Annotated in this window: 33 protein-coding genes, 1 tRNA gene and 2 pseudogenes; 15 read left to right on the top strand and 21 right to left on the bottom strand. The window is 40.8% G+C overall.

The window, feature by feature from the left end; translation table 11 throughout:
- The first annotated feature begins 37 nt into the window (after nt 1-37).
- On the top strand, nt 38-568 hold the full coding sequence (locus tag ACUW6H_RS01015; RefSeq protein WP_454359612.1) for a hypothetical protein: 531 nt from the start codon (nt 38-40) through the stop codon (nt 566-568).
- 25 nt (nt 569-593) lie between these two features.
- On the opposite strand, the gene ACUW6H_RS01010 is transcribed toward ACUW6H_RS01015, so the two are convergent.
- On the bottom strand, nt 594-737 hold the full coding sequence (locus ACUW6H_RS01010; RefSeq protein WP_454359610.1) for a hypothetical protein: 144 nt from the start codon (nt 735-737) through the stop codon (nt 594-596).
- A gap of 258 nt (nt 738-995) precedes the next feature.
- Here ACUW6H_RS01010 and ACUW6H_RS01005 point away from each other — a divergent pair, with 258 nt between their 5' ends.
- The 6 genes from ACUW6H_RS01005 to ACUW6H_RS00980 all read left to right on the top strand — a co-directional run bounded on the left by ACUW6H_RS01005 (nt 996) and on the right by ACUW6H_RS00980 (nt 4564).
- On the top strand, nt 996-1349 hold the full coding sequence (locus ACUW6H_RS01005; RefSeq protein WP_454359608.1) for a helix-turn-helix domain-containing protein: 354 nt from the start codon (nt 996-998) through the stop codon (nt 1347-1349).
- A gap of 1 nt (nt 1350) precedes the next feature.
- Entirely contained in the window at nt 1351-2466 is a 1116-nt protein-coding gene (locus tag ACUW6H_RS01000; protein ID WP_454359606.1) for a hypothetical protein, read from the top strand.
- A 201-nt stretch (nt 2467-2667) separates the two neighbouring features.
- Nucleotides 2668-3051: an ImmA/IrrE family metallo-endopeptidase gene (locus tag ACUW6H_RS00995; RefSeq protein WP_414357133.1), complete on the top strand. Its 384-nt coding sequence runs from the start codon at nt 2668-2670 to the stop codon at nt 3049-3051.
- Between the two features lie 22 nt (nt 3052-3073).
- Nucleotides 3074-3343: a DUF4177 domain-containing protein gene (locus ACUW6H_RS00990; RefSeq protein ID WP_454359604.1), complete on the top strand. Its 270-nt coding sequence runs from the start codon at nt 3074-3076 to the stop codon at nt 3341-3343.
- 125 nt (nt 3344-3468) lie between these two features.
- Nucleotides 3469-3804 carry an Arm DNA-binding domain-containing protein gene (locus ACUW6H_RS00985; RefSeq protein ID WP_454359602.1) on the top strand — a complete coding sequence of 112 codons (336 nt, stop codon included), beginning with the start codon at nt 3469-3471 and terminating at the stop codon, nt 3802-3804.
- Between the two features lie 58 nt (nt 3805-3862).
- On the top strand, nt 3863-4564 hold the full coding sequence (locus tag ACUW6H_RS00980; protein ID WP_454359600.1) for a site-specific integrase: 702 nt from the start codon (nt 3863-3865) through the stop codon (nt 4562-4564).
- Between the two features lie 6 nt (nt 4565-4570).
- On the opposite strand, the gene ACUW6H_RS00975 is transcribed toward ACUW6H_RS00980, so the two are convergent.
- The 6 genes from ACUW6H_RS00975 to ACUW6H_RS00950 all read right to left on the bottom strand — a co-directional run bounded on the left by ACUW6H_RS00975 (nt 4571) and on the right by ACUW6H_RS00950 (nt 6672).
- Nucleotides 4571-4642, bottom strand: a tRNA-Arg gene (locus ACUW6H_RS00975).
- Between the two features lie 42 nt (nt 4643-4684).
- On the bottom strand, nt 4685-5032 hold the full coding sequence (rplS, locus tag ACUW6H_RS00970) for a 50S ribosomal protein L19 (protein WP_001068669.1): 348 nt from the start codon (nt 5030-5032) through the stop codon (nt 4685-4687).
- Nucleotides 5033-5150: 118 nt separating this feature from the next.
- Nucleotides 5151-5480 carry a fluoride efflux transporter CrcB gene (gene crcB, locus ACUW6H_RS00965; RefSeq protein ID WP_454359335.1) on the bottom strand — a complete coding sequence of 110 codons (330 nt, stop codon included), beginning with the start codon at nt 5478-5480 and terminating at the stop codon, nt 5151-5153.
- Entirely contained in the window at nt 5474-5848 is a 375-nt protein-coding gene (gene crcB / locus ACUW6H_RS00960) for a fluoride efflux transporter CrcB (RefSeq protein ID WP_454359333.1), read from the bottom strand. Before crcB (ACUW6H_RS00960) ends, crcB (ACUW6H_RS00965) begins: the two co-directional genes overlap by 7 nt.
- Nucleotides 5845-6111 (bottom strand): chorismate mutase, encoded by a 267-nt coding sequence (locus tag ACUW6H_RS00955; protein ID WP_454359331.1) that lies wholly within the window; start codon nt 6109-6111, stop codon nt 5845-5847. Before ACUW6H_RS00955 ends, crcB (ACUW6H_RS00960) begins: the two co-directional genes overlap by 4 nt.
- A 117-nt stretch (nt 6112-6228) precedes the next feature.
- A complete protein-coding gene (locus ACUW6H_RS00950) occupies nt 6229-6672 on the bottom strand; it encodes a flavodoxin (protein ID WP_001162125.1) in 444 nt (147 codons plus the stop codon).
- Nucleotides 6673-6775: 103 nt separating this feature from the next.
- Here ACUW6H_RS00950 and ACUW6H_RS00945 point away from each other — a divergent pair, with 103 nt between their 5' ends.
- The 3 genes and pseudogenes from ACUW6H_RS00945 to ACUW6H_RS00935 all read left to right on the top strand — a co-directional run bounded on the left by ACUW6H_RS00945 (nt 6776) and on the right by ACUW6H_RS00935 (nt 9032).
- Nucleotides 6776-7720, top strand: coding sequence for a DHH family phosphoesterase (locus tag ACUW6H_RS00945; RefSeq protein WP_454359325.1), 945 nt, complete (start codon nt 6776-6778; stop codon nt 7718-7720).
- A gap of 105 nt (nt 7721-7825) precedes the next feature.
- Nucleotides 7826-8629: pseudogene (locus ACUW6H_RS00940) on the top strand (lantibiotic ABC transporter permease).
- A 160-nt stretch (nt 8630-8789) separates the two neighbouring features.
- A complete protein-coding gene (locus ACUW6H_RS00935; RefSeq protein ID WP_000710762.1) occupies nt 8790-9032 on the top strand; it encodes a type B 50S ribosomal protein L31 in 243 nt (80 codons plus the stop codon).
- Nucleotides 9033-9076: 44 nt separating this feature from the next.
- On the opposite strand, the gene ACUW6H_RS00930 is transcribed toward ACUW6H_RS00935, so the two are convergent.
- The 5 genes from ACUW6H_RS00930 to pyrR all read right to left on the bottom strand — a co-directional run bounded on the left by ACUW6H_RS00930 (nt 9077) and on the right by pyrR (nt 15735).
- Nucleotides 9077-9397: a heavy metal-binding domain-containing protein gene (locus tag ACUW6H_RS00930; protein WP_409002511.1), complete on the bottom strand. Its 321-nt coding sequence runs from the start codon at nt 9395-9397 to the stop codon at nt 9077-9079.
- A 126-nt stretch (nt 9398-9523) separates the two neighbouring features.
- Nucleotides 9524-12700 carry a carbamoyl-phosphate synthase large subunit gene (carB, locus tag ACUW6H_RS00925; protein ID WP_454359321.1) on the bottom strand — a complete coding sequence of 1059 codons (3177 nt, stop codon included), beginning with the start codon at nt 12698-12700 and terminating at the stop codon, nt 9524-9526.
- 441 nt (nt 12701-13141) lie between these two features.
- Nucleotides 13142-14221 carry a carbamoyl phosphate synthase small subunit gene (locus ACUW6H_RS00920; protein WP_409002509.1) on the bottom strand — a complete coding sequence of 360 codons (1080 nt, stop codon included), beginning with the start codon at nt 14219-14221 and terminating at the stop codon, nt 13142-13144.
- A gap of 48 nt (nt 14222-14269) precedes the next feature.
- Complete coding sequence (locus ACUW6H_RS00915; RefSeq protein WP_096407681.1) at nt 14270-15193, bottom strand: aspartate carbamoyltransferase catalytic subunit; 924 nt, start codon at nt 15191-15193, stop codon at nt 14270-14272.
- Nucleotides 15194-15213: 20 nt separating this feature from the next.
- Nucleotides 15214-15735, bottom strand: coding sequence for a bifunctional pyr operon transcriptional regulator/uracil phosphoribosyltransferase PyrR (gene pyrR / locus ACUW6H_RS00910; RefSeq protein ID WP_000644748.1), 522 nt, complete (start codon nt 15733-15735; stop codon nt 15214-15216).
- Nucleotides 15736-15781: 46 nt separating this feature from the next.
- On the opposite strand from pyrR, the gene ACUW6H_RS00905 reads away from it, so the two are divergent.
- Nucleotides 15782-15925, top strand: coding sequence for a hypothetical protein (locus ACUW6H_RS00905; RefSeq protein WP_454359318.1), 144 nt, complete (start codon nt 15782-15784; stop codon nt 15923-15925).
- Nucleotides 15926-15944: 19 nt separating this feature from the next.
- Here ACUW6H_RS00905 and nth read toward each other — a convergent pair whose 3' ends face one another.
- Together nth and ACUW6H_RS00895 are read right to left on the bottom strand one after the other, a co-directional pair.
- Complete coding sequence (gene nth, locus ACUW6H_RS00900; RefSeq protein WP_454359316.1) at nt 15945-16574, bottom strand: endonuclease III; 630 nt, start codon at nt 16572-16574, stop codon at nt 15945-15947.
- Nucleotides 16574-17116, bottom strand: coding sequence for a YceD family protein (locus ACUW6H_RS00895; protein ID WP_061408918.1), 543 nt, complete (start codon nt 17114-17116; stop codon nt 16574-16576). The genes nth and ACUW6H_RS00895 overlap by 1 nt, the downstream gene beginning before the upstream one ends.
- Nucleotides 17117-17283: 167 nt before the next feature.
- Between ACUW6H_RS00895 and ACUW6H_RS00890 the strand changes: the two genes are divergently transcribed.
- Together ACUW6H_RS00890 and ACUW6H_RS00885 are read left to right on the top strand one after the other, a co-directional pair.
- A complete protein-coding gene (locus ACUW6H_RS00890) occupies nt 17284-17613 on the top strand; it encodes a helicase BlpT (protein ID WP_316717255.1) in 330 nt (109 codons plus the stop codon).
- A 339-nt stretch (nt 17614-17952) separates the two neighbouring features.
- Nucleotides 17953-19512 carry an ATP-binding cassette domain-containing protein gene (locus ACUW6H_RS00885; RefSeq protein ID WP_454359313.1) on the top strand — a complete coding sequence of 520 codons (1560 nt, stop codon included), beginning with the start codon at nt 17953-17955 and terminating at the stop codon, nt 19510-19512.
- Nucleotides 19513-19556: 44 nt separating this feature from the next.
- On the opposite strand, the pseudogene ACUW6H_RS00880 reads toward ACUW6H_RS00885, so the two are convergent.
- The 4 genes and pseudogenes from ACUW6H_RS00880 to ACUW6H_RS00865 form a co-directional block, all read right to left on the bottom strand.
- A pseudogene (locus ACUW6H_RS00880) lies at nt 19557-19679 on the bottom strand (zinc metalloprotease HtpX); the annotation flags it as partial.
- An 11-nt stretch (nt 19680-19690) separates the two neighbouring features.
- Nucleotides 19691-20290 carry a CPBP family intramembrane glutamic endopeptidase gene (locus ACUW6H_RS00875; protein WP_454359311.1) on the bottom strand — a complete coding sequence of 200 codons (600 nt, stop codon included), beginning with the start codon at nt 20288-20290 and terminating at the stop codon, nt 19691-19693.
- Nucleotides 20291-20399: 109 nt separating this feature from the next.
- Nucleotides 20400-21299, bottom strand: a complete 900-nt coding sequence (gene htpX / locus ACUW6H_RS00870; RefSeq protein ID WP_454359309.1) for a zinc metalloprotease HtpX — start codon at nt 21297-21299, stop codon at nt 20400-20402.
- 1 nt (nt 21300) lies between these two features.
- Nucleotides 21301-21861, bottom strand: coding sequence for a LemA family protein (locus tag ACUW6H_RS00865; RefSeq protein ID WP_000219838.1), 561 nt, complete (start codon nt 21859-21861; stop codon nt 21301-21303).
- A 93-nt stretch (nt 21862-21954) separates the two neighbouring features.
- On the opposite strand from ACUW6H_RS00865, the gene rsmG reads away from it, so the two are divergent.
- Together rsmG and ACUW6H_RS00855 are read left to right on the top strand one after the other, a co-directional pair.
- Nucleotides 21955-22668, top strand: a complete 714-nt coding sequence (rsmG, locus tag ACUW6H_RS00860) for a 16S rRNA (guanine(527)-N(7))-methyltransferase RsmG (protein ID WP_454359306.1) — start codon at nt 21955-21957, stop codon at nt 22666-22668.
- Between the two features lie 210 nt (nt 22669-22878).
- Nucleotides 22879-24162 carry a uracil-xanthine permease family protein gene (locus tag ACUW6H_RS00855; protein ID WP_454359304.1) on the top strand — a complete coding sequence of 428 codons (1284 nt, stop codon included), beginning with the start codon at nt 22879-22881 and terminating at the stop codon, nt 24160-24162.
- 40 nt (nt 24163-24202) lie between these two features.
- Here ACUW6H_RS00855 and ACUW6H_RS00850 read toward each other — a convergent pair whose 3' ends face one another.
- The 3 genes from ACUW6H_RS00850 to ACUW6H_RS00840 are packed head-to-tail and all read right to left on the bottom strand — an operon-like array spanning nt 24203 to nt 26774.
- On the bottom strand, nt 24203-25108 hold the full coding sequence (locus tag ACUW6H_RS00850; RefSeq protein ID WP_454359302.1) for a DMT family transporter: 906 nt from the start codon (nt 25106-25108) through the stop codon (nt 24203-24205).
- 8 nt (nt 25109-25116) lie between these two features.
- Nucleotides 25117-26052, bottom strand: a complete 936-nt coding sequence (locus ACUW6H_RS00845; RefSeq protein WP_454359300.1) for a serine hydrolase domain-containing protein — start codon at nt 26050-26052, stop codon at nt 25117-25119.
- Nucleotides 26049-26774, bottom strand: a complete 726-nt coding sequence (locus tag ACUW6H_RS00840; RefSeq protein WP_454359298.1) for a CppA N-terminal domain-containing protein — start codon at nt 26772-26774, stop codon at nt 26049-26051. Before ACUW6H_RS00840 ends, ACUW6H_RS00845 begins: the two co-directional genes overlap by 4 nt.
- Nucleotides 26775-26792 lie beyond the last annotated feature (18 nt).

Genomic DNA, 26792 nt, shown 5'->3' with positions numbered 1-26792 from the left:
TTTTTGCTATAATAAAAGCAGAAAGGAGGTGAATTTCATGTCGCCAATTACTAATGAAAATGTCCAAATCTGGACACTCTATGTCACAGTGATTGTTGCTATAATAGGTTTTATATTAAATACCATTTCACTCTGGCAAACGAAGAAAGCAACAGAGGATATGGCAAAGCCTTATATTAATGTCTACGTGGATGCCTATGCAGTTAAAAATCAACAACGTGCCTATGTTTTTAAAAACTTTGGCAAAACTCCAGCATATATCGATAATATTCAGATAGATGGAGAATTGGATTCATTGAACTCAATACACCGCTTCGGCTCACTCATCGGAAATATGATTGCTCCAGGACAAAAGTTTACATCGTCAATAGAACCAGGTTATAAAGAACGTATCACACTGACGATTACATACTCTGATAGCAAGAAACACAAATATACAGATAAGTTTGTACTTGATGCTAACTTGGCATCTACAATGTTCTACACTGTAAACGAGAGCGATAGTAGCGACTCTCCTGCAACAGCTATAAGACAATCGACCATGGCTTTATTACGCGATCTACGATAGCCCCATCTCCGAATGATTTTGCAGTTCATACATTACGTAAGAATTCAATTTTTATCTCAACAGTTTCATCGTCAAGTGTGTTGGCGATGATTTTATTTTTTGCATCGATTGCTTCGTTCAAGTCTTTGCAAATTAGTGAATAAGAGACTTTAACATTTGCATTTGCCATTTTCCCAACCTCCTTTTTAAAAAAATTACCTAAAAAGTTAGCGAATTTCTTGACATTGATAAATAAATTTATTAAAATCAAAGCATAGAGAAAAGACCTACTAAAAAGTAAGGTTTACCTATTCAAAACGGACGGCAATCGGTTTTTTAGGTTTTTATTTTTTTAGTTGTCTGTTTCGCTAACTCTTTAGCTTACAAAATATATTGTAGTAAATTTATTAAATATTTTTTGTCATGTCTTAGAAAGGTTGATGTATCAATGTTTTTCACGTTTGAAAAAATAAAAGAATTGGCTGACAAACAAGGTATTTCATTAAATAAACTTGAAGAAAAACTAGGTTTTAGCAGAAATACAATTTATAACATGAAGAAATCAACACCAAATGTTGAACGAGTTTCAATGATTGCTGACTACTTCAACGTATCCACTGATTATCTTCTAGGTCGTACTGACAATCCTGCAATTACTGGGAATTCGCACGTAAATGAACCAGATGACATCGATAAAATCATAGACCACGCTATGCTATTTGATGGAAAACCTCTGACTGACGAAGATCGTAGAGCTATTCGAGGAATCATCTCAGGGTATATGAATAGCAAGGAAGATTAAAATGTCTCACAAAAACCAAATTGAAATTTACCAGTTTAATAGTCGTGCGAAATATTGGTTAGTCCGAGCTGAAGGTGGAAAATATTACGATGATTTTAAATACAACCACTTCATCTCTATTCACCACAACCAGGTTATGCTATCGGATTTACAGACAAGTGACTTACTCCTTACGACAGAAAAAACTATAGAGCACTACAAGCAGCAGATAACAAGAGTATATCAAGACCAAAATCTGTCAAAACACCAAATCACGTTTACCGCTAAACGCCTCTATAGTTTTGTTGAAGATATGAGTATAGGGGATTACATCGTAGTTCCATCATTCAAATCAAACTACTTCTTGATTGGACAAATCACAAGTGATGTCTATGAAAAAGATATCCCGAAAGAGCAACTAACCCTAAATCATGGCTACGAACAGTCTACGGATATCAAACGTCGAGAAGTTAAGTGGATTAACGAAGTGCCACGAAGAAAAGTAAATCCAAAATTTCTATATAGCACGCTAACCGTCCATCATACCATCTTTAATATCACTGATTTATCAAAATATATCGATGGTCTCATATCTCCACTTTACTTCAAAGAAGGGAAATTGCACCTTCAGTTGAGAGTTAACACCAAACATCCAATTACATCCAGTATGTGGAAAAATCTCTATTCTATTATCGATGAATATAAAAATCCTGAAATTAATGAGGAAATCGTTGCTACTTCTAACGTAGAGAGCCCAGGAGATATAACTCTACAATCCATCAGTCAATTCATATCAGATAATCATTGGATGCTGAACTCAGGATTAATAGGTATTGGTCTCTTATTCGGAGATATTGATATCAAAGGCATCAAAGTAAAGGGACTCTTCCCATACTTGCAACAAAGAAAAACAGCCAGATTGGAAGAACGCAAACTGACTGTAGAAGTTGAAACTATGGAAAAAGACGCCACGCTGAAAGATGTACAGCGAGATGTTGAAATAGAAAAAGCTCGCAAAGAACTAGAATCATTAAGAAATGTGAGAGCATTTGAAATCACTGTTGACTCACCTAGTGTTTCTTACGAAAACGCACCCCAAACGCAAATGGATTCAAATGAGAATCAGGATGAGGGATAATTTTTACTACTAGAATAAAAATCAAAAAAGTAATGAAAATAATACCTCTGTCTAAAAAGAAAAGAGTGAGAGAAAAAATAGAATACGCCAGCAAATATCCCCAAAGGATTTGAACTAGTTTCATATGAATTCCTCCTCTCTATTTTTAATTTGATTTTAACAAAAACACGCTGATTAGTAAAGGAATTTAGCGAGAAAAATATGACAGAAAAAGAATTATTGGATCTCCATAAAGTTACTTTACGTGAATTTACCACTAAACAATGGCAAAGAAACGGATTCTACGACGAAATTAACCGAATTGTCTATATCAATGCTGATTTAAGTCCAGATGAAAGACGAAAAGTTCTTTTTCACGAACTCGGACATCTAGAACACTACCGCAGTTTGTACCAAAATGCTCCACTATTATGTGAGAATGAAGCTAACCGCTATATGATCCAAAATCTAGTTGCCGAAGAAATAGCCACATATGGAGCAGAAAGTTTTAATAGCATCCGATTTATGGAGCGATATCAATTGAAGACTATAACAGATGAAGTTATGGTCCGCACCGAATTTTATAAACAAGTTGAAAATTTTTAATTTTTAAAAGGAGTAAAATCTTATGGGATTTTTTGATAATGTTAAACAAGAAGCTAGTTTTTCTACTGCTTCTGGAACAAGTGGATTGAACTATGTTGTTCTTCAAGTAACTCTAAAAGAGAAGTTTTTTGGTACTGGCTCAGGTAATTTGACTGAGTTAGAAAATGTTATTAATAAGCAAGTAGCCAAAGGATATCGACTACACACAATAAGCACTGTAAATGGTGGAAGTAAGGGCCTAGGTGGTGGTGATCGTATACAAGCTACAATGGTCTTCGAAAAAATTATCTAAAATAAAAAATCCCCACACTCGCAAAGTTTGGCGACTCTGAGTGTGAGGAACTTGAATATAAGAAACAACCATTCAAAAGGTCGTTTTCTTGTACCCATTTTAGCAAAAAAGTGAGGTAAAATCAAATGGCATCATACAGAAAAAGAGAGAATGGTAAGTGGGAATACCGCATTTCTTATAAATCTCACGACGGAAAATATAAAAAGGCTGAAAAGGGTGGATTCCTGACTAAAAAGGCTGCACAGATAGCAGCAGCCGAAAGAGAGAAAGAACTACTTCTTCCCTCTTATGTTTCGGACGACATTACCCTTTACGACTACTTCACCCAGTGGTCTACCATCCATAAGAAACCAAATTTAGCACCAGTAACCTGGCAAGTCTATCAAACGACTGTTTGCAAATACAAAGCTAAGAAACATAACCAGTTCAATCTACCAGCAAGCCCTAAATACATTTGCTGAGACTCATTCTCAAGCAACAGTTGAAAGATTGAATATTCATATTAAGCAATGCGTTGCTATGACAGTTCATGAGGAAATCATTCAAAAGGATTTCACAACCTTTGCCAAAGCGGTATCCCAACATAAAGGGATTGAGAAAGAAACCAAATTTCTTGAAGTTGAAGAGTACAAGAAAGTTATAGCTGTTTCAAAGCGTAAAATGGACGTTCAATCTTATGCAGTGATCTATCTTATCGCAGTTACTGGAATGCGTTTCGCTGAATGCTTAGGGCTTACATGGGACAGTGTAGACTATGATAACAAGGTTCTTTCTGTAGATAAGACCTGGAATTACAAAACGAATCTTGATTTCAGCTCTACAAAAACAAAAAGCAGTATCCGAAAGATACCGCTTGACGACTCAACTCTTGAATTATTAAAAAAGTACAGACAAGATCATTGGCTGGAAAATAAAGATAATCGTATTTTTTCTAACATATCAAACAATGCAGTCAATAAGACCTTAAGATATATCGTTGGAAGAAATGTCCATGCTCACTCGCTTAGACACACATACGCTTCTTTCTTGATTTCAAAACACATTGAACTACTATCTATCTCTAAAATCCTTGGCCATGAGAATATGAACATCACTATTGAGGTGTACGCTCATCAGTTGAAGGAATTAGAGGACGAAAGCAACTCAGAAGTAAGAGAGATATTCGGAAATTTAGGGGCGAATTTGGGGCGAAACACCTCAAACACCCAGAAAAATCAATAGTTTCTATGCCCCCTGCAGGAATCGAACCTGCAACTACTCCTTAGGAGGGAGTTGTTATATCCATTGAACTAAGGGAGCTAGATAAAAACCCTGCTGGGTGAGCAGAGTTTTTTAGTCGAATTAACGACGGATTTCTTTGATACGAGCTGCTTTACCTTGAAGAGCACGCAAGTAGTACAATTTCGCACGACGTACTTTACCGTAACGAACAACTTCGATCTTTTCAACACGTGGAGTGTGGATTGGGAAGATACGCTCAACACCTACACCGTTAGAGATTTTACGAACTGTGTAGTTTTCTGAGATGCCAGCACCTTTACGTGCAATAACAACACCTTCAAAAATCTGGATACGTTCACGGTTACCTTCGACAACTTTCGCGTGTACACGAACAGTGTCACCAGGACGGAATGATGGGATATCTGTACGAAGTTGACCTTCAGTCAAGCTTTGGATTAATGGATTCATTTTATTCTCCTATCTTTGTCAATCTTGAGGAACCTTCCTCAGCGGATAAACTGTATTTTTGTGCGTCCATTACACACAAGATACAGTTTACCAAATTTCCACCTAAAAGTAAAGAAATTTATAGCAGAATTCCTAAAAAAATCGCTAGAAAACCGCCTATGTAAGTTAAGAGTAAATAGCTATAAAATACCTTCTTGTCACTTAATAGTTTTTGCAGTTCGTCATTCAAGGTTGAAAAGGTCGTTAACCCTCCACAAAAACCTGTCGCTAGGATAGCATAGATTTCCTTGGACTCCACATGGTTGTAGAGCAAGCCAATCAAAAAACAGCCGAGAAGATTGGCTATGAGAGTTCCTAGGGGCAATTTAGAAGCTTGATTATAGCGGGAAAAGAAATAACGAACCAAGGCTCCGAACCCGCAGGCGATTGCAAGATAAACGATTACCATTTCTTCCTCCCTAGAACATAAGCCAAGAGCAGACCTCCACCAATGCTCAAAAATAAGTAGATGCCTAAACTAAGATGACGCCCGGTATCAAGCAGTTTCACGGCATCAAGCATTAGACTAGAAAAGGTTGTTAACCCTCCACAAAATCCTGTACCCAACGCCAAAACCAAGCCTTTACTAGTTCCCTTATTGACCAGATAGCCTTTCACCAGACAGACCAGGCAGATAATGCCCAGATAATTGACGAGGAGGGTTCCCCAAGGAAAGTCAGGACTGGCTGGCAACTGAGAAGATAGAAAATAGCGGACAAGACCACCCAACATAGCAGCTAAAAATATCCCTAGCGGATAGAATTGTTCTTTTTTCATTTTATGTTTTGTTCCTGATAATCACGCGAACGTTTGAGAATATCTGAAAAAGTCGCAACAATGGTTTCTTGGTAACTCTTATTGGTTACACGACTCCTTACCTTTTCAAAAATGACTTCTTCTCGCTTACTATCTAAAATAGGTTTTCCTGAGGCCTTCTTATAGGCAACAACACCCTCAACCAAGTGCATTCGTTCTTCCAAGAGCTTAACAATTTGGTCGTCGATTTGATCAATTTCTTGGCGAATAATATCTAAGTTCATATAGTCTCCTCCTTTATTTGAATTATTGTATCAAAAAGCCTCTAAATAGGCTAGTAAAATCCCAAAAAAACTAATAAAAAAACGCACTGACTTCTTCCAGTCAGCGCAGTTTGATTCTTATCCTACTTTTGCAGCCAATTCTTCTGCGAATTGTTCCAAGCGTTCAATATCTTCTTCTTCGGCAGAAAGGTCTACTTTAACGCACTCTGAACCTTTTTCTGCTCCTGTCGCGACAAATACACGATCAAAGTCATCAACAGCCTTACAGAATTCGTCGTAGAAGGTATCTCCTGAACCGACCACTCCGTAGATTTTGCCATTCAAGTTGAGATCAGCTAGGTCTTCGTAGAAGTCCATCATCTCATCTGGCAATTCTCCATCGCCATAAGTATAAGTCGCAACAATTGCGATATCCGCTTCCAAGAAGTCTGAAGCGTCAACAGTCGTACATTCATCCACATCGACATCCAAACCCAAGTCTCGCAATTTATCTGCTACAATATCTGCAATTTCTTCGGTATTACCGGTCATACTGGCAAATACAATTTTTGCTAATGCCATATCGTCCTCCTCAATTTATCTTTCTCCATTATATCATATCTTTTTCATTTTAAAAATAAAAATTCTTGTGCTACAATGAAATGAGAAAGAATTGAGGTTATTTATGGAAATTTGCCAGCAAATTTTAGAGAAAATCAAAGAATACGATACCATTATCATTCATCGTCATATGAAACCAGACCCTGATGCCTTGGGAAGTCAGGTAGGCTTGAAAGCCTTGCTCAACCACCATTTTCCTGAAAAGACCATCAAAGCTGTCGGCTATAATGAACCGACTTTGACTTGGATGGCAGAAATGGATACTGTTCAAGATAGTGACTACCAAGGAGCTCTTGTCATTGTCTGCGATACAGCCAATACTGCTCGTATCGATGATAAACGCTATGAACAAGCTGATTTCACCATCAAAATTGATCACCATCCAAACGATGATATCTATGGTGACCTATCTTGGGTGGATACAAGTTCAAGCAGTGCTAGTGAGATGATTGCCCTATTTGCAGAAAATACTCAACTAACCTTGTCAGATCAAGCTGCTGAACTCCTTTTTGCTGGGATCATTGGGGATACAGGGCGTTTCCTTTATCCTTCTACCTCAGCCCGAACCCTTCGTATCGCTTCTTCCTTGAGAGAGTACAACTTTAACTTTGCTAGTTTGACACGCAAGATGGATACCATTAGCTATAAGATTGCAAAACTGCAAGGCTACATCTACGACCATCTAGAAGTTGATGAAAACGGAGCCGCTCGTGTTCTTCTCAGTCAAGAAATCTTGAAAGAGTATAATGTTACTGACGCTGAAACCGCAGCGATTGTCGGTGCACCAGGAAGAATCGACAGCGTCAGTCTCTGGGGAATTTTTGTCGAGCAAGCTGACGGACATTACCGCGTTCGTTTACGTAGTAAAATCCATCCAATCAATCAGGTTGCCAAAGAACACGACGGAGGAGGACATCCATTAGCAAGTGGAGCTAATTCTTATAGTTTAGAGGAAAATGAACAAATATACGGGAAGCTTCAAGAAGTCGCAAGAACAAATCAAGGCTAAGATTCATTCTTAGCCTTTTCCCATTCTTTTTTCTTGAAAATATACGGTTTCTTTGTAACTCACTTTATGATATAATAAACCAAAGAAAAGAAAAGGAGACTTATTATGGAAAAAAATCGTTTGTTTATTCTTATTTCTGCTGGAGTAGCTATTCTAGGTTCACTCTTACCCTGGGCTAGTTTGAATGCAGGTGCTTTTGGCTCCTATAGTGTGCACGGTTTTAACGGAGATGGCTGATTTGTTATCATCGCGGCTATCGTCTCTATTGTTCTGACATGCTTGAATAATGTCAATAAACCAATGCCTAAAGGTTTTGCCATTGGTGTCATTGTTGCAGGTGCAATTTCGACTCTCGTCACTCTTGTTAATTTATTCAGCATAAACAAGTATGTAACTCATATTGGTGGATACGGCGTTTCAATCGGTTTTGGTTTGATTCTTTCCCTTCTTGCTAGTATTGCCCTTGTAGTGACTGGTCTCTTGGCAATGTCAGGTGGTAAAATCACAAAAGACTCATTAGCTGAATTAGCTGAATCAGGAAAAGATTTTGCTCAAACAGTCGGACGCGTAACAAGTACTACCGTAAAAACTGCAGTAGAGGAAATCAAAAAAGAAACTCAAGAACATAAAAAAGAAGAAACTACAGCTGCAAAAACAGAGACAGTTAAAGAGGAAACCGAGCAAAAAGAAGAAGAAGCTACAGAACCAGCTCATGTCAAAGCTGAAACTGAAAATGAAGAACCTGTTAAAGAAGAACCAGTTGAAACTGAACTAGCTGAAGAAGAAACTACTGAAAATAAGACTGTTGAAGAAAGTGAAACAGTAAAAGAAACAGCTGAAGAAGAATCAACTGAATTTAAAAATGAAGAGAAAGAAGAACAAAAAGATCCAAGTCAGGCGGACCAATAATTCTTCTCCCTATCACCTCAGTATAAACTGGGGTGATTTTTATCGATATTTTTAATAAAATCAGGGAAAAGACTTGCCAAACTTACCAGAATCTGATAGACTAGTAAGGTAACAATCTATGGCTCGCAAAGAGACCATGGCAGAAAGGAAATATTGCAAAATGAAAAAAGATATCCATCCAGAATATCGCCCAGTTGTCTTCATGGACACAACTACTGGTTACAAATTCCTTAGCGGTTCAACAAAACGCTCTAACGAAACTGTTGAGTTCGAAGGCGAAACTTACCCATTGATCCGTGTGGAAATTTCATCAGACTCACACCCATTCTACACTGGACGTCAAAAGTTCACTCAAGCAGATGGACGCGTGGATCGTTTCAACAAAAAATACGGTCTCAAATAAGAATAAAAAGAACAGCTTCGACTGTTCTTTTTTCTTTCTTCAAATCAGGACTCAAGAACCACTGCTGTTCCACTACAGGTAACCATCAGCATACCATTCTCAGCACCTAAGGTTTCATAGTCCATCTTAACCCCAATGATAGCATTTGCGCCACGTTCACTCGCACGCGCCATCATTTCTGCTAGAGCTTCTTCTCTCGCTTGGGTTAATTCGCCTTCATAACTACTAGCACGACCACCAAGAATATTACGGAAACCAGCCGCCATATCTTTGAACATATTAACCCCAGCAACCACTTCGCCAAAGACAATTCCTTTGTATTCTAGGATTTTCTTTCCTTCGATCCCCGTAGTTGAAATAATCATCTTTAGGCCCTCCTTGCTTCTTTTAGAACATTGTAAACCCTTTCATTATCTTTGTCAAGAAATTCCCTATTGCTTTTATACTCCCCATCAAAAAAGAGAAGACTTGGAGTCTTCTCTTTTTCTTAGTTAAATCGCTTCTGTGACAAAGCTACGGCTTTCTAGCACCTTAAGCATGGCATTTGCTGTGTCTAGCGCTGTAAAGAGTGGCACACCGTGTTCAATGGCTGAACGGCGGATTTGCTCACCATCTTCATCAGCAGTTCGTTTGGTTCCGACAGTATTGATGATTGCTTGAATTTTTCCTTTGCGGACAAAGCTTGGGATATCCTTCTCATCATCACCAATCTTACCAACAGGCTGAGCATGCAGTCCATGGCTAGCAAAGAATGCTGCAGTTCCTTCTGTCGCGAGGATACCGTAACCGATATTTTGGAAACGGCGAGCCAAGTCCAAGGCTTCTTCTTTGGCATCATCTGCAATGGTGAAGACTACATTTCCGAAAGTTGGCAAATGGAGGTAAGAAGCTTCAAAGGCTTTATAGAGAGCTTTTTCTAGAGTAGCATCAGAGCCCATGACTTCCCCTGTTGACTTCATTTCAGGACCGAGCAAGCTATCTACCTTAGCTAACTTGGTGAAGGAGAAGACTGGGGCCTTGATATGAACGCGAGTACTTTCAGGGTAAAGTCCATCTTGGTAGCCAAGTTCTCCAAGGTTTTGACCAAGAATGAGCTTGGTCGCTACTTGAGCCATAGGGATATTGGTTACTTTTGAAAGGAATGGCACCGTACGGCTGGCACGTGGATTAACCTCAATAACGTAGACTTTTTCATCCTTGATAACAAACTGGATGTTCATCATACCAAGACAGTTGAGCCCAATCGCTAAACGTTTGGTATAGTCTGTAATGGTTTCTTGAACCTTTTGCGACAAGGTTTGCGGTGGGTAAACGGCCATTGAGTCACCTGAGTGGACACCAGCACGTTCGATATGCTCCATGATACCAGGGATAAGGACATTTTCTCCGTCTGAGATGGCATCCACTTCACACTCTTGCCCAACGATGTAAGAGTCAACAAGAACAGGGTGATCTGGACTAGCCTTAACAGCGGTACGCATGTAAGAACGGAGGTCTTCTTCGTTTTCCACGATTTCCATAGCACGTCCACCCAAAACATATGAAGGGCGAACGAGAACTGGGAAACCAATTTTACGTGCAGCAAGTACTGCTTCTTCTTCATTGGTTGCTGTTTGTCCAGGAGGTTGTGGAATATCCAAGTCTTTGAGGGCTTGTTCGAAGAGGTCACGGTCTTCTGCACGGTCCAAGTCAGCAACTTGCGTACCAAGGATAGTCACCCCTGCTTTTGCCAATGGCTCCGCAAGGTTGATAGCTGTTTGACCACCAAACTGAACGATAACCCCTTTTGGTTGCTCCAAGTCAATAACATTCATAACATCTTCAAAAGTTAATGGCTCAAAGTAGAGCTTGTCAGATACCGAGAAGTCTGTAGAAACGGTCTCTGGGTTTGAGTTCATAATGATGGCTTCGTAACCAGCTGCTTGGATGGCCTTAACAGAGTGAACGGTTGCGTAGTCAAACTCAACCCCTTGACCGATACGGATTGGACCTGAACCTAGGACTAGTACAGATTCCTTATCAGACTTGATAGACTCATTTTCCCATCCATAGGTTGAATAAAAATATGGGGTTTCAGAGTCGAACTCTGCCGCACAAGTATCGACCATCTTGTAGACTGGGACAATCTTGTTTTCCAAGCGAAGTTGACGAACTTGATCAGCTGTTGTTTTCCAGAGTTCAGCAATCTTACGGTCTGAGAATCCATTTAGCTTAGCTGTTTTCAAAACTTCTAGCTCTTGTGGATGAGCACCCAATTCCTGCTCTATTTCAAAGATGTGCAAGAGTTTATCAAGGTAGAAAATATCAATCTTGGTCAATTCAGCAATTTCTTCTGGTGTGTAGCCACGGCGAATAGCTTCTGATACGTAGAAGAGACGGTCATCTTGAGCCTTGACAACCTTTTCAATCAAGGCATCATCTGAAACATCTGCAAGCTCAGGCATTTCATTGTGATGGACACCAATTTCTAGAGAGCGACAAGCTTTAAGGAGAGATTCCTCGATGTTTCGACCGATGGCCATAACTTCTCCAGTTGCCTTCATCTGGGTACCAAGACGACGTTCCCCTTTTTCAAACTTGTCAAATGGGAAACGAGGAATCTTAGCAACCACATAGTCGAGGGCTGGCTCAAACATGGCATAGGTTGATCCTGTAACTGGGTTGATGACCTCATCCAAGGTCAAACCGACGGCAATCTTAGCTGCCAATTTAGCAATCGGATAACCTGTCGCCTTAGATGCAAGAGCAGAAGAACGTGATACACGAGGATTTACTTCGATAACATAGTACTTAAAGCTATGGGGATCAAGTGCTAGCTGAACATTACATCCACCTTCAATCTTGAGTGCACGAATGATGCTCAAGCTCGCGTCACGTAGCATTTGGTTTTCATAGTCTGACATGGTTTGCGCAGGTGCAAATACAATGGAGTCACCTGTGTGAATCCCAACCGGGTCAAAGTTTTCCATGTTACAAACAACGAGGGCATTGTCAGCCGAGTCACGCATGACTTCGTACTCGATTTCCTTGAAACCTGCAATGGAACGCTCAATCAAACATTGGGTAACAGGTGACAGTTTCAAACCATTTTCAGCGATTTCACGCAATTCTTCCTCGTTGGCACACATACCACCACCAGTACCACCTAGGGTAAAGGCTGGACGAACGATGACTGGGTAACCAATTGTCGCTGCAAAGGCAACTGCTTCTTCTACTGTATTGACAATTTCAGATTCAGGGATGGGTTGCTCAAGCTCTTCCATCAATTGTTTAAAGAGATCTCGGTCCTCCGCTTGGTCGATGGCAGACAGTTTAGTCCCGAGAAGTTCTACTCCGAGCTCATCTAAAATACCATTTTTAGACAATTCCATCGCCATATTGAGCCCTGTCTGACCTCCAAGAGTTGGGAGCAAGGCATCTGGACGTTCCTTACGGAGAATACGCGTCACAAACTCAAGTGTAATCGGTTCGATGTAGACCTTGTCAGCGATCTCCTTATCCGTCATGATGGTTGCAGGGTTTGAGTTCACCAAAACAACCTCATAGCCTTCCTCTTTCAAAGACAAGCAGGCCTGGGTCCCAGCGTAGTCAAACTCAGCAGCCTGACCAATAATAATCGGACCAGAACCAATCACCATAATTTTTTGAATATCAGTACGTTTAGGCATAGTTTATGATACAAAGCCCGTAAAGAACACAGTGAAAATAGGAAACTCGGTGCAGACGCCTTTAGCGTCAAGACGATGTTTATCTTTTTCACACAGTTCTTAGGGCGTGTTCACTTCCGCGAACAATGTATCTTCTCCTTTCTATTCGGCAACTCTCTGGTTGCCATTAAATAAATTCTCCGTCGATTTTTTAGAGAAACGATTATTTTCGATAAAAAATCTAGTGCAGGGAGTTTTTAGTTCGCCCAATAGCGACTAAAAGAAACGACCTGCCTTTCTATTCGTCGCCTCACAGAGCGACATTAAATAAGATACAAAGGACGATAAGAAAGCGACTGAATTTTGGAAACCAAGGATAGAAATTCTTCCTTGGTTTCTCTAAATTCCGAGCTTTCCGTCCGTGTTCAATTCCATGAATTCTCCGACGAGTCTTACTCGTTCTTAGTTGGCTTGTTTAAAAGCTTCCATCATCTCGATAAACTCGTCAAAGAGGTAGCTAGCGTCGTGTGGCCCAGGAGCTGCGTCTGGGTGGAATTGTACAGAGAAACCTGGTTGGTATCTGTGACGCACACCTTCAACTGACTTGTCATTGATTTCTTCATGGGTAATGATCAAGTGCTCTGGCAATTCTTCACGACTGACCGCATAACCATGGTTCTGGCTAGTAAAGTCTACTCGTCCTGTTGCAATTTCACGGACCGCGTGGTTAAATCCACGGTGACCAAACTTCATCTTATAGGTCTTAGCGCCATTTGCCATGGCAAAGAGTTGATGCCCCATACAGATACCAAAGATTGGAATCTTCCCTTGCACACCACGAATCATATCGAGGGCCTGGGGAACATCTTCTGGGTTTCCTGGACCGTTTGACAACATGACGCCGTCAGGGTTGAGATGGAGAATTTCTTCTGCTGTAGTTGTGTATGGAACCACAGTCACGTTACAGTTCCGTTTCGAAAGTTCGCGTAAAATGGAATGTTTGAGACCAAAGTCTACCAGAACGACACTCAATCCAACTCCAGGAGCAGGATAAGCTGTCTTAGTAGAGACTTGCTTGATATTATCTGTCGGCAAGACTGTTGCTTGGAGCTGGTCTGCGATATGGTCCATGGTATCACCAACATGCGTAAGGGTTGCCCTCATAGTACCATGCTTACGGATAATCTTTGTAAGCGCACGAGTATCAATTCCTGAGATACCAGGGATTTTCTTGGCTTTCAAGAATTCGTCCAAGGTCATTTGATTGCGCCAGTTGCTGGCTCTACGCGCTTCTTCAAAAACTACTACTCCCTTACAGGTAGGACTGATGGATTCGTAGTCATCACGGTTAATCCCATAGTTTCCCACCAACGGGTATGTGAAAGTCAAGATTTGTCCATTATAAGACTGGTCTGTAATGGATTCTTGATAGCCGGTCATCCCTGTATTAAAGACGATTTCACCTGTTACATCAATATCTGCTCCGAAGGCCTTGCCTTCAAAAACTGTGCCATCTTCTAATACTAGAAGTCGTTTTGTCATATAGTCACCTCTCGTGGACGCTCTCAGGCGTCTTTTAACGTCTTGTGTTTATTTTGCTTTTCTGTATGCCAGAACAGATTCTAAGATTGCCATTCTGACAAATACACCATTGGTCATTTGTTGGACAATGCGTGATTTTGGCGCTTCAACTAAATGGTCTGCGATTTCGACATCACGGTTGACTGGGGCAGGGTGCATGAGAATTGCTTTTTCTTTCAAGCGATCATAACGCTCTTGCGTCAAACCATGTTGCGCATGGTAGCCTTCTTTTGAAAAGACCACTCCACTTTCATGACGTTCATGCTGGACGCGAAGGAACATCATGACATCCACCTGATCGATGATCTCGTCAATACTTACAAACTGGCCATAGTCTGCGAATTCCTGACTTCTCCATTCCTCAGGACCTGCAAAGTAAAGCTCTGCGCCTAAACGTTTCAAAATTTGCATATTTGATTTGGCTACACGTGAGTGGTCCAGATCCCCAGCGATAGCGACCTTAAGCCCCTCAAAATGGCCAAATTCTTCGTATATTGTCATCAAATCAAGCAAGCTCTGACTTGGATGTTGCCCTGAACCATCTCCACCATTGATAATGGAAGTCGTAATGGTTGGACTGGCAATCAACTCTCTGTAGTAGTCGACTTCTGGGTGACGGATAACACAGGCATCCACTCCAAGTGCAGACAGTGTCAAGATCGTATCATAGAGTGTTTCACCCTTGTTAACTGAACTCGTCTTCACATCGAAATCGAGTAGATTCAGTCCCAACTTAATCTCTGCTACTTCAAAGGACTTGTGCGTACGAGTCGAACTTTCAAAGAAAAGGTTGGAAACGATATGCTGGTCCTCATAGGAAGCCTGCGCTCCATTCTTAAATTCGATTCCTCGTTTGATCAATTTCATGACCTGATCTACAGTAAGGTCTTCCATAGAGACCACATGTTGCAAAGCTTGTTGATTTTCTGACATGGTTAACTCCTTTTTGCTATCTAGGCTTCTTCGGTAATAAGAACTCTATCTTGTCCATCTAGTTCTGCCATCTCTACGATGATCTCTTCAGAGCGACTAGTTGGAATATTTTTCCCAACATAGTCTGGACGGATTGGAAGTTCTCTATGTCCGCGATCCACTAGAACTGCTAAACTCACACGAGCAGGGCGACCATGGCTGACGACGTTGTCAATAGCTGCACGAATGGTACGACCTGTATAGAGCACATCGTCCACTAAAATGACTTCCCGGTCTGTCACATCAACAGAGATTAAAGAAGTATCTTCACCACTTTTAACATCGTCACGGAAAGGTTTGGTGTCCAGTTCTACTACTGGAACTGAAAGAGATTCTAACTGTTCCAAACGTTCTTGAATACGACGAGCAATAAAGACACCTCGCGTTTTAATACCAGCCAAAACGATTTTGTTCAAATCTTTGTTTCGCTCAATAATCTCGTAAGTGATTCGAGTAATCGCGCGTTTGACGGTCAATTCGTCTACAACTTCTTTTGCCTTCATGACAAACCTCCAAAAAGAAAAGTCTCCTTAACAAGGAGACTTCAGAATGTATAGCCAAGCGAGCCCTACTGCAAACAGTATAGACTTCACCCTTCTACTTAATCCAGCTCCTTGTCTGCCTCACGGGACAGGTTTAAAGGAATATTTTATTGTCATTACTATATCACAAAGACCCGTTCAAATCAAGTAAAAACATTCATTATTTTCACTTATAACGAACTAAAATCATATAATTGAGGATAGTGATCGCATTCTGGATTTTTTGGATGACAGATAGCCCGTCCAAAGTATATCATGGCTTGGTGGGCTGCCAACCATTTCTCTGGTGGCAGAATGTCCATGACACGTTTTTCTACTTCGAGGGGTGTAGCCGATTTCTTGACAATATCATGATGCTTGCAGATACGCTCCACATGAGTGTCCACTGCAAAGGCTGGAATCCCAAAGCCAACACTCATGACGACATTTGCTGTTTTGCGACCAACACCTGCTAGGCTTTCTAATTCCTCGCGAGTCTGAGGTACTTGGCCGTCAAAATCGTCTAATAGTTGTTGGGCACATTTTTTAAGGAATTTAGCCTTATTTCGATACAGTCCCAGACGAGAAATGTGTGAAGCAATTTCACTTTCAGTTGCGACAGACATGGCTTGAGGCGTTGGAAAAGCAGCAAAGAGACCTGGTGTAGCCTTGTTGACTGCAGCATCTGTCGTCTGGGCTGACAGCATCACTGCAACCAATAGTTCAAAGTGATTGGTAAAATCAAGACTAGGCTTAGCATCTGGAAAGAGAGCTATGATTTCTTCTAGCACTTTACGTGCTCGTTTTTTTGACAAGACCATTATTCGTCTCCATCAAACAGTCCTTGCAAGCCAGCAAATGGACTGTTTTCTTCTTTCTTGACTGCTTGTTGAGCTTGGTACTCCTCCTCTGTCATGATTTGCCAGTCATTACCTGAAACAAATCCTTGACCAGCTTCTTCTTCAGCTGTCAAGACTTTGATTGGAATGTTTAGCAAGATATTATCTGACACACTCTCAGCAAGGTCGATTTCCCCATTTTCGATAGGCAAGACCAGGTCATCATCAAGAACTTCCTGATCTAGTTGGTTGGTTGCGCCTTCCATGAAAACCTCTGTCACTGGATAAGACTCTGACAACTCAACTGGCTCCATACTACGACTGGAAGCAAGGACAATGGTGTAAGATAGTTGATAATCTAAGAAATACATGCGGTCTTCGTATTGGACCTTCCCTACCGCAAGGATATCTTTGACATCTAAAATTTCTTGATTACGGGCACGCAAGTCTGATGCCAGGTCTAAAGCTTGTTCAAAATGTAGGCCTTCAGGCTGCTTACGAATTTCTTGAATATTTAACTTCATATTTCCTCCATAAAGATTTACTCACTTGATTATACCATGAAAAGGCTACAAGTCAGCCTTCCAAACTTTGATATTAAAATCTCCTTTTTAACATATTTACTATGACATATTTTCTGTTTAGTGCTATACTATAGGCAAGAATACATCAGAGCAAGGAGGATGCTCATATGGAAGACAAAGCACTAATCAACCAAGCTTACCAACTCCTATCCGAGTTAAATAAAAGCTACCAAAGTTGCAAACAGGGTACAGCCGATGATTTCCGTCTACAAGAACTGCTGAACAGCACTCTCAAGGAACTTAAAAAAGCGGAAAAGCTTGACAACAGTATCTTAATCGACCTTGAGAAATTTTACCAATGTACCAGTCTTTTGATCGGACTGGGGAGCCTAAAACTAAACGATCAAGCACGCACTGCTTGGCGCAACTATGACAAGTTTCATTACGAGCACGTCAAACACGTACTGACTCTTTATGGACCCGTTTTCGGATTTTAGAGTTTAAAATTTTGGATTTTCTATTGACAAAATTTCCTGAAAGGTATAGGATAGAGGTACTAATACTCGGAGGTAAGGGAGACATGAACAACTAAGTCTATCAAATAAAGAAACTTTATTTAGTAGATCTTGTTTTTGTCTCTTTTTGCATGCTCTTTTGGTACTAGATTTTCTGGTACTTTATCCTCTTTGAAAATCAAAAAAACTAGAAAGCTAACCATCTGCTCCTCTTGACTTGGATAGGGTTAGACGGACCTAGGTTGATGGGATTTTCGACATGGATAATGGCGTTTTTGACAGTGACTTTGGGCTCTACTAGATAAAGTAGAGCTTTTTGTTATGCACTATCGACATTCTAGAAAGGGCAATAATATGATAAAAATCAATCATCTGACCATCACACAAAACAAATATCTACGAAATCTTGTATCTGACCTAACCATGACTATCCAAGACGGAGAAAAGGTTGCTATTATTGGTGAAGAAGGAAATGGCAAATCAACTTTGCTGCGAGCTTTAATGGGGGAAGCATTGCCTGATTTCACTATCAAAGGAGAGATCCAGTCTGACCTTCAGTCACTGGCCTACATTCCCCAAAAGTTACCTGAGGAGCTAAAAAGTAGAACTCTACACGATTACTTCTTTTTGGATTCTGCTGATTTAGACTACAGCATTCTTTATCGTTTGGCGGAGGAGTTGCACTTTGATAGCGACCGTTTTGCTAGCGACCAAGAAATTGGCAGTCTATCAGGTGGCGAAGCTTTGAAAATTCAGCTCATCCATGAGTTGGCAAAACCTCTTGAGATTCTTTTTTTAGACGAACCTTCAAATGATCTGGATCTTGAGACAGTTGATTGGCTAAAAAGTCAGATACAAAAGATGAGGCAAACCGTTATTTTCATTTCCCATGATGAAGACTTTCTTTCTCAGACGGCAGATACTATTGTCCACTTACGACTGGTCAAGCACCGGAAAGAAGCGGAAACACTAGTAGAGCATTTAGACTACGATAGCTATAGTGACCAGAGAAAGGCTAATTTTGCCAGACAAAGCCAGCAAGCTGCTAACGACCAGAGAGCCTATGACAAAACCATGGAAAAGCATCGTCGAGTCAAGCAAAATGTAGAAACTGCACTTCGAGCTACCAAAGACAGTACTGCCGGTCGCCTATTGGCTAAAAAGATGAAAACTGTTCTCTCTCAAGAAAAACGCTTTGAGAAAACAGCTCAGTCCATGACACAAAAGCCACTTGAAGAGGAGCAAATCCAACTTTTCTTTTCAGACATCCAACCATTACCGGCTTCTAAAGTCTTAGTCCAACTGGAAAAGGAAAATTTGTCCATTGGCCAGCGCATTTTAGCTCAGGAGTTACAACTAACGGTCCGTGGCCAAGATAAAATCGGTATCATCGGGCCAAATGGTGTTGGGAAATCAACTCTGTTATGCAAGTTACAACAACTCCTAAGCAACAAAAGAGAAATTTCTCTTGGTTTTATGCCACAAGATTACCACAAAAAACTGCAATTGGATCTATCTCCAGTAGCCTATCTCAGCCAAACTGGGGAAAAAGAGGAATTACAGAAAATTCAATCTCACTTAGCCAGTCTCAATTTAAGTTATCCAGAGATGAACCACCAAATCCGCTCCTTATCTGGCGGTCAACAGGGTAAACTCCTACTTTTAGATTTAGTCTTGCGCAAATCAAACTTTCTCCTTCTGGATGAGCCTACACGAAACTTTTCTCCCACTTCTCAACCCGAAATCAGAAAACTCTTTGCCTCTTATTCCGGTGGTCTGATCACTGTTTCGCATGACAGACGCTTCTTAAAAGAGGTCTGTACGAGTATTTATCGTTTGACAGAAAATGGTTTGGAAGTTGTTGATTTACAAGATTTATAAATGTTGAACATAGCAAAAATCCAGAGACGATTTCTGGATTCTTTTTACATATTTTTCAAACGCTCAATTCGTTTTGAGATAGGTGGGTGAGTATAAAAGAGTTTTTGAAGTCCGCCACCTTTCTTGGGATCATTGATATAAAGTGCGCTGCTAGCATCGTCAACATTCTAATGCAGTATTATCTCATATACAAAAAGCAAAATGCAACCAGATTATTGAGGATATGCAAAAGAATGGAATTCCATAGGTTGTCAGAAGTCTTATACCTTATCCCAAATGCAAATCCCATACCTAAATAGGTGATAAAGCTAGGAATAGTATAGGGACCATGCAGATAAGCAAAAAGAAGCGATGTAGCAAACAATCCAAAATATGTATTCTTAAATACTATCCCCTGTAACATACCTCGCATAAAGATTTCTTCCGTGACAGGTGCCAAAACACAGAGATCCACAAAAAGTACAGACCATGAAAGTGAAAAACTTTGCACAGCTTGAGTTGTGTCTGATTGGGTAGGGCCTAAAAAATTGACCAAAATATAAAATAGGAAAAGCAAGGCGTATGATAGAAAACATTTTAAAATATCTTTTAGGCAGATTTTCCGAATGTGAAACAAGTCATACTTTTTTCCTACATATAAAAATAATGCAAGTTCAACAAGTGTAAAAAGGATTGATAACGTTAATGAATTTTCTCGCATGATTTTCTCTGCTATACTCAAATGAATCGGCATAAAAATCAAAATCAAGAAAAACGTCATCCAGCGCTTATACATCATTCACCTCAATTATATAGAATTACATATATTATACTATTTTTCTGTGAGATGACAAGTTAAAAGTGAGATGCTAAAAGCAAAAATCCAGAGAAACTTCTCTGGATTTTGTTTACATCTGTTTCAAACGCTCAATTCGTTCTGAGATAGGTGGGTGGGTGTAAAAGAGTTTTTGTAGTCCGCCACCTTTCTTGGGATCATTGATATAAAGAGCGCTGCTAGCATCGTCGACGTGGTGATGCATTGGCTCGCTATTGTCCAACTTGCGCAAGGCATTGATCATCCCTTGAGGATTGCGGGTCAGCTCCACACTGGATGCATCCGCTAGAAATTCTCGCTGACGAGAGATAGCTAGTTGTACCAAGGTTGCTGCAAGAGGTGCTAGAACAATGGCTAAGAGAGAGATAACAAGCATGATAATCTCTAGACCATTTCCATCGCGATCATTATCACTCCGTCTGCGGCCTGCACCACCCCACCACATCATCCGTCCTGCCATACTAGATAGCATGGTAATAGCACTAGCAAGGGCGACAGCAATGGTCGAAATGCGGATATCGTAGTTTCGAATATGACTGACTTCATGACCCATAACAGCTTCTAGCTCCTCACGATTCATGATAGCCAGAAGACCCGACGTTGCTGCGACTGCTGCATTCTGCGGATTCGAACCTGTTGCAAAGGCATTTAAAGAAGAATCCTCAATGATGAAAACACGTGGCATGGGAATCTGAGCGACCATGGCCATATCTTCCACTACATGGTAGAGGTCTGGTGCTGTTTGCTCATCAACCTCACGCGCACCATTCATAGACATGACAATCTCTGTCGATTGAAAGATCATGGTCAGAGCGTAGATAAGACCGATAATCAAGGCAATTATCATACCACCAAGACCTGAACGCATGAAGAGATAGCCAACCGCATAACCAACCAAGGCCAAGAGTAGGAAGAAAACCAGCAACAAAATCCAGGTTTTTCGTTTATTGCTCGCAATTTGATCAAACAACATTTTAGTCACCTAAACCGCTAAAGTCAACTTTAGGAACTGCCTTTTCCTCTTCAGGTGTTTGAAGGAAGTCTGCAGCTTTAAAGCCAAATAGTCCCGCGATAATGTTGCTTGGGAAACTTTCAAGTTTTACATTGTAGTTGCTGACAACACTGTTGTAGAGTTGGCGAGAGTAAGAAATTTTATTTTCTGTATTGGTCAACTCTTCTTGCAATTTGATAAAGTTAGCACTAGCTTTCAAGTCTGGGTAATTCTCTGCTACTGCAAAGATACCAGAAATCTGGCGTGTAAGAGCATCACTGGCCTTCATCGCTTCAGCTGGTGAGGTTGCTGCAGCTACTTGTCTACGAAGTTCTGTCACTTTTTCCAAGGTAGAACCTTCATATTTGGCATAGCCTTTGACTGTTTCAATCAAGTTTGGGAGGAGATCATTACGACGCTTCAACTGAACATCGATCTGACTCCAAGCCTCCTTGGTCTGCATACGATTTTTCACCAAACCGTTATAGCTAACAATCACAAAAATAACAATTAGAGCCAAAACTCCAAGAATAATCCAAGTCATAATCTTATTCCTTTCTGCTTTTAGATTACTACCAGTATATCAAAATTTTAACGAATATGGTAAAATAAGATGATACTAGAGAAGGAAACTATTATGAAACCAGAAACATTTTACAGCCTACTAGCTGAGCAAAATCTTCCACTTTCGGACCAGCAAAAAGAACAATTTGAACGCTATTTTGAACTCTTGGTCGAGTGGAATGAAAAGATTAACCTGACCGCTATTACAGACAAAGAAGAAGTTTATCTCAAACATTTTTATGATTCGATTGCACCCATCCTGCAAGGCTTGATTTCAAATGAAACTATCAAACTTCTTGATATCGGGGCTGGGGCAGGATTTCCTAGTCTTCCTATGAAAATCCTCTATCCTCAGTTAGATGTAACCATCATTGATTCGCTAAATAAACGCATCAACTTCCTCCAACTATTGGCCCAAGAGCTGAATTTGGACGGAGTTCACTTCTATCATGGACGTGCAGAAGACTTTGCCCAAGACAAGAACTTCCGTGCTCATTTTGATATGGTGACAGCTCGTGCTGTTGCACGTATGCAAGTCTTATCTGAATTGACCATTCCCTATCTTAAAGTTGGTGGAAAACTCTTGGCACTCAAGGCCAGCAATGCCCCCGAAGAATTGCTAGAAGCCAAGAATGCTCTCAATCTCCTTTTTAGCAAGGTCGAAAACAACCTCAGCTACACCCTACCAAATGGAGATCCACGATACATCACTGTGGTAGAAAAGAAAAAAGAAACCCCAAACAAATATCCACGTAAGGCTGGCATGCCCAATAAACGCCCGCTTTAATTTTTTTAGTAAAAAATTGTTTACAAAGTTCGTAATTTCTGCTATACTATCACAAGCAAAGGTTTTTAATGTCATCCCGTGAGGTGACGAAGACGCAGAAATATATGAAATTCTTTAATGAGATACCCCTCTCTTTAAAGAAGTCTTACTCTGAGAGCCTGTTGCTGTAAAATAATGGGCTCTTTTTTGATGCCCAAAAGTGAGGTTTATATGAAACAAGAATCAACTGTTGATTTGTTACTAGACGTTGATCAACGTCCTTCAGCTGGGAAAGGTATCCTCCTCAGCTTCCAGCACGTTTTTGCTATGTTTGGAGCGACCATCCTAGTTCCTTTGATTTTGGGAATGCCTGTATCCGTTGCCCTCTTTGCATCTGGTGTCGGAACCCTGATTTATATGGTTTCAACTGGCTTTAAAGTTCCAGTCTATCTCGGATCATCCTTCGCCTTTATCACAGCCATGTCCCTTGCTATGAAAGAAATGGGGGGCGACGTCTCTGCTGCTCAAACAGGGGTTATTCTAACTGGTTTGATTTATGTCATTGTCGCAACAAGTGTTCGCTTTGCTGGTACGAAATGGATTGACAAACTCTTGCCTCCTATCGTTATCGGACCTATGATTATCGTTATCGGTCTTGGTCTTGCAGGCTCAGCCGTGACCAATGCTGGTCTTGTAGCTGATGGAAACTGGAAAAATGCCCTTGTTGCTGTCGTAACCTTCCTCATTGCTGCCTTCATCAATACAAAAGGAAAAGGATTCCTTCGTATCATTCCTTTCCTCTTTGCCATTATCGGTGGATACATCTTCGCAGTTCTTCTTGGTCTTGTGGACTTCACCCCAGTCCTTCAAGCCAACTGGTTTGAAATCCCTGGTTTCTACTTGCCATTTAGTACAGGTGGAGCCTTCAAGCAATACAACCTATACTTCGGTCCTGAAACAATCGCTATCTTGCCTATCGCTATCGTAACCATCTCTGAACACATTGGAGACCACACAGTCTTGAGCCAAATCTGTGGCCGTCAGTTCTTGAAAGAACCAGGACTTCACCGTACGCTTCTTGGTGACGGTATCGCGACATCTGTATCTGCCTTCCTCGGTGGACCAGCCAATACTACCTACGGTGAGAACACTGGAGTTATCGGTATGACCCGTATCGCTTCTGTTTCCGTTATCCGTAACGCAGCCTTTATCGCCATTGCTCTTAGCTTCCTAGGTAAATTCACTGCCTTGATTTCAACCATTCCAAATGCTGTGCTTGGTGGCATGTCCATCCTTCTCTACGGAGTTATTGCAAGTAATGGTTTGAAAGTCTTAATCAAAGAACGTGTAGACTTCGGTCAAATGCGTAACCTCATCATCGCAAGTGCTATGCTGGTACTTGGACTTGGTGGAGCAATCCTTAAACTCGGTCCAGTAACCCTTTCAGGTACTGCCCTATCAGCCATGACAGGTATCATTTTGAATCTGATCTTGCCATACGAAAACAAAGACTAATCTTATAGATAGCAAAAATCCACTCAGTTGAGTGGATTTTTTATTTATGCTTACTTTCCAACAGTAAATCTTTCAAAGAAATAATGGTCACGGCTAGTAAAATCATGGCCATACCGACAAAATCAATCACATAAAACTGTTCCTTCATAATCAGAAAGGCAAAGAAAACAGCTGAAATTGGCTCTATGGAAGCTAATAAACTAGACTTAACAGGGCCTATCAGACTAGCTCCTTTTAGGAAAGCTGTGTAGGCAAATACTGTTCCAATGATGATAATGCCAGCAAATGCAAAGAGAAAATCCAAGCTGGTCGGTATACTGGCCCACAAAACTCCTGTGAATGGAATAGCCCCAACACCAGAAATAACCATGCCCACACCAATCACCAACATACTTCCCCACTTCTTAATCAAAGCGATAGGAAGGATAATATAGAGGGCGTAGGTCAAGGCAGAAAAGAGTCCCCAGAAAAGCCCCGCAGGTGTGACTGACAGCTGGTCAAGTTCCCCATGCGTAGCGATAAGAAAAGTTCCTCCAATTGCTAAACCAATTGAAATAATCTCAGCCAGAGTCGGTGCTACCTTGTCCTTGATACAAGTATAAATCAAGATTCCAACAGGACAAACATACTGGAGAACCGTCGCCGTTCCAGCATTGGTTTCCTGAATGGCAGAAAGATAGGCAAACTGGTTTAAGAAAAGTCCAAATAAGGCAAATAACAATAGAGAGTATAGGCTTTTCCTGTCTTTTAAAAAAGCGAGGAGTTTATCCTTTGCGGTCGCATAAGTTAAAAATACCAGAGCCAAGCCAGCAATAATGAGCCGCAGATTGGTCAAGACTAGAGCGGAAATCCCGTGTGCCATCAGGTATTGGCCACTGGTTCCAGACAAGCCCCAAGCAATCCCAGCAACTACTGTAAATAGAGTTCCTTTTACGGTTTTTGACATTCTTCCCCCTACTCCTCTTGGCGAATCATTTCCATGACTTGGTTTCGATCGACTATCCACTGAGCACGTTCATCCTTCTCATACGTTCGATTGGATAAAAAGATGGCGGCTTCTTGTTTCTTTCGATTCCACATGATGAAGGTACCTGTATAGCCCGTATGATCAAGCCAGTCTCCTTCCAGATTCCAGGCTAGCGAACGCTCTTTATCATCTAAGGGAGAGTAATTTCGACTTAGGTTTTCAGCAAAATCATCTTTCAAGTAATGTTCCAGAAAGATTTGTAAATCCTTAACAGTTGAAAATAAACCAGCACTCCCAGCATGTTTTCCCAGAAGACGAGCTTTGGGATCGTGGATACTACCTGCCGCTACTCCTCTAACTGTTGGTACAGCAAACTCAACGGGACCAAACATTGTTTCCTTCATCCCCCATGGGTTCAAAACTTGTTCTTCTAAAATCTGATCCAAGTCTTGGTTAAAGATTTTCTCCAAAAGAAAGCCCAAGAGTAAAAAGTGAACATCTGAGTATAGAAAAGCAGGCTGATTTCGTCTATTGAGGTGAAACATGGCTTCTCTTAATTCCTCATAACCTAACTGGTCCCTATTGGGAATAAAAGGGTCCAGATCTGTAGCATGGGTCAGAAGCTGCCGTATAGTGATATCAGGATAATCACACTCCGATAAAAAATCTGTCACTGGTCGATCAATGTCTAGTTTCCCCTGTTGCCACAAGAAGGTCAAGACTGTCCCGACTCCCACAACCTTACTCACACTGGCTAAGTCATAGACTAGCCCTGACTCTGTTTTCAAACCTTTCTCAGGATCACTCAAGCCTAGGTAGGATTCTCTCCATTCTCCATCCTTAAAATACGCAAAAGAGGCCCCGGGATAGACCCCTGCCTCGATTTGATCTTCTATTTTTTTTAGAATTTTTGTCCACTTCATGCTTCTTCAAACCATAATTCGATGTTATTGGTATCTTTACCAAGGAAGAATTTTTCAGACTTTGGAATAAAATAGTCTGTGCCTTCAAATTTCTGACGAAGACTAGTTAAATCTAGATTCTTTACCAAAAATTTCAGCATAGACAAGTCCCAAGTAACATTGTTTTCAACAGCCAAATCTGGCCCTTGCCCTTGAGTAAATGTGATAACTGTACCCACTTTTTCAGGAGCAAGTATACTCTCCGTCCCCTCAGGTAAGCGCAACTCCATAGAAATCTCAAATTGACTCAGGTGTTTTATACTTTTATTTGAATAAAATTCAGGAATCGTATCTAGCGGAACTAAGTCTTCAATATGATTTTCCGCATGAACAAGAATCACATCCTGTTCAGGAGAAACAATCTCAAAAGCATAACCACAGCTTCCTTTAAATAGGCGAGGAAGGGACTTCATCTGTGAAAGAATGCCCTCGATTTCAGAAGGATTCTCAACTTTTACCACGAGTCTAGCAAGTTTCTTAAGCCCTTCAACTCTGCGAGTTCGCATGCTCGGAGCTTCTTCTAAAATCAATCTTTCAGTAGCTGTCTGATCTCCCAAGGAGAGAAAGGCAGACTCTTCTAACAAGGGTTTCATCCCTAAGGTTTCAATGTAAAATTTTTCATTTAATTTTCGGTTATTAACTTTCACAGTCGGAATGATCCGAACTATCTCATTCACACTCATAAATTCCTCCAACTCTCT

The sequence above is a fragment of the Streptococcus sp. 151470009-6 genome (assembly GCF_053628175.1).
The sequence above is the reverse complement of the archived record's forward strand: the minus strand, read 5'-3'. Positions and strand labels throughout refer to the sequence as shown.

Bases quoted from the DNA above. Each gene is read 5' to 3' on its own strand.
- ACUW6H_RS01015 (WP_454359612.1), top strand. From the start codon at position 38: ATGTCGCCAATTACTAATGAAAATGTCCAAATCTGGACACTCTATGTC.
- ACUW6H_RS01010 (WP_454359610.1), bottom strand. From the start codon at position 737: ATGGCAAATGCAAATGTTAAAGTCTCTTATTCACTAATTTGCAAAGAC.
- ACUW6H_RS01005 (WP_454359608.1), top strand. From the start codon at position 996: ATGTTTTTCACGTTTGAAAAAATAAAAGAATTGGCTGACAAACAAGGT.
- ACUW6H_RS01000 (WP_454359606.1), top strand. From the start codon at position 1,351: ATGTCTCACAAAAACCAAATTGAAATTTACCAGTTTAATAGTCGTGCG.
- ACUW6H_RS00995 (WP_414357133.1), top strand. From the start codon at position 2,668: ATGACAGAAAAAGAATTATTGGATCTCCATAAAGTTACTTTACGTGAA.
- ACUW6H_RS00990 (WP_454359604.1), top strand. From the start codon at position 3,074: ATGGGATTTTTTGATAATGTTAAACAAGAAGCTAGTTTTTCTACTGCT.
- ACUW6H_RS00985 (WP_454359602.1), top strand. From the start codon at position 3,469: ATGGCATCATACAGAAAAAGAGAGAATGGTAAGTGGGAATACCGCATT.
- ACUW6H_RS00980 (WP_454359600.1), top strand. From the start codon at position 3,863: ATGACAGTTCATGAGGAAATCATTCAAAAGGATTTCACAACCTTTGCC.
- rplS (WP_001068669.1), bottom strand. From the start codon at position 5,032: ATGAATCCATTAATCCAAAGCTTGACTGAAGGTCAACTTCGTACAGAT.
- crcB (WP_454359335.1), bottom strand. From the start codon at position 5,480: ATGGTAATCGTTTATCTTGCAATCGCCTGCGGGTTCGGAGCCTTGGTT.
- crcB (WP_454359333.1), bottom strand. From the start codon at position 5,848: ATGAAAAAAGAACAATTCTATCCGCTAGGGATATTTTTAGCTGCTATG.
- ACUW6H_RS00955 (WP_454359331.1), bottom strand. From the start codon at position 6,111: ATGAACTTAGATATTATTCGCCAAGAAATTGATCAAATCGACGACCAA.
- ACUW6H_RS00950 (WP_001162125.1), bottom strand. From the start codon at position 6,672: ATGGCATTAGCAAAAATTGTATTTGCCAGTATGACCGGTAATACCGAA.
- ACUW6H_RS00945 (WP_454359325.1), top strand. From the start codon at position 6,776: ATGGAAATTTGCCAGCAAATTTTAGAGAAAATCAAAGAATACGATACC.
- ACUW6H_RS00935 (WP_000710762.1), top strand. From the start codon at position 8,790: ATGAAAAAAGATATCCATCCAGAATATCGCCCAGTTGTCTTCATGGAC.
- ACUW6H_RS00930 (WP_409002511.1), bottom strand. From the start codon at position 9,397: ATGATTATTTCAACTACGGGGATCGAAGGAAAGAAAATCCTAGAATAC.
- carB (WP_454359321.1), bottom strand. From the start codon at position 12,700: ATGCCTAAACGTACTGATATTCAAAAAATTATGGTGATTGGTTCTGGT.
- ACUW6H_RS00920 (WP_409002509.1), bottom strand. From the start codon at position 14,221: ATGACAAAACGACTTCTAGTATTAGAAGATGGCACAGTTTTTGAAGGC.
- ACUW6H_RS00915 (WP_096407681.1), bottom strand. From the start codon at position 15,193: ATGTCAGAAAATCAACAAGCTTTGCAACATGTGGTCTCTATGGAAGAC.
- pyrR (WP_000644748.1), bottom strand. From the start codon at position 15,735: ATGAAGGCAAAAGAAGTTGTAGACGAATTGACCGTCAAACGCGCGATT.
- ACUW6H_RS00905 (WP_454359318.1), top strand. From the start codon at position 15,782: ATGTATAGCCAAGCGAGCCCTACTGCAAACAGTATAGACTTCACCCTT.
- nth (WP_454359316.1), bottom strand. From the start codon at position 16,574: ATGGTCTTGTCAAAAAAACGAGCACGTAAAGTGCTAGAAGAAATCATA.
- ACUW6H_RS00895 (WP_061408918.1), bottom strand. From the start codon at position 17,116: ATGAAGTTAAATATTCAAGAAATTCGTAAGCAGCCTGAAGGCCTACAT.
- ACUW6H_RS00890 (WP_316717255.1), top strand. From the start codon at position 17,284: ATGGAAGACAAAGCACTAATCAACCAAGCTTACCAACTCCTATCCGAG.
- ACUW6H_RS00885 (WP_454359313.1), top strand. From the start codon at position 17,953: ATGCACTATCGACATTCTAGAAAGGGCAATAATATGATAAAAATCAAT.
- ACUW6H_RS00875 (WP_454359311.1), bottom strand. From the start codon at position 20,290: ATGATGTATAAGCGCTGGATGACGTTTTTCTTGATTTTGATTTTTATG.
- htpX (WP_454359309.1), bottom strand. From the start codon at position 21,299: ATGTTGTTTGATCAAATTGCGAGCAATAAACGAAAAACCTGGATTTTG.
- ACUW6H_RS00865 (WP_000219838.1), bottom strand. From the start codon at position 21,861: ATGACTTGGATTATTCTTGGAGTTTTGGCTCTAATTGTTATTTTTGTG.
- rsmG (WP_454359306.1), top strand. From the start codon at position 21,955: ATGAAACCAGAAACATTTTACAGCCTACTAGCTGAGCAAAATCTTCCA.
- ACUW6H_RS00855 (WP_454359304.1), top strand. From the start codon at position 22,879: ATGAAACAAGAATCAACTGTTGATTTGTTACTAGACGTTGATCAACGT.
- ACUW6H_RS00850 (WP_454359302.1), bottom strand. From the start codon at position 25,108: ATGTCAAAAACCGTAAAAGGAACTCTATTTACAGTAGTTGCTGGGATT.
- ACUW6H_RS00845 (WP_454359300.1), bottom strand. From the start codon at position 26,052: ATGAAGTGGACAAAAATTCTAAAAAAAATAGAAGATCAAATCGAGGCA.
- ACUW6H_RS00840 (WP_454359298.1), bottom strand. From the start codon at position 26,774: ATGAGTGTGAATGAGATAGTTCGGATCATTCCGACTGTGAAAGTTAAT.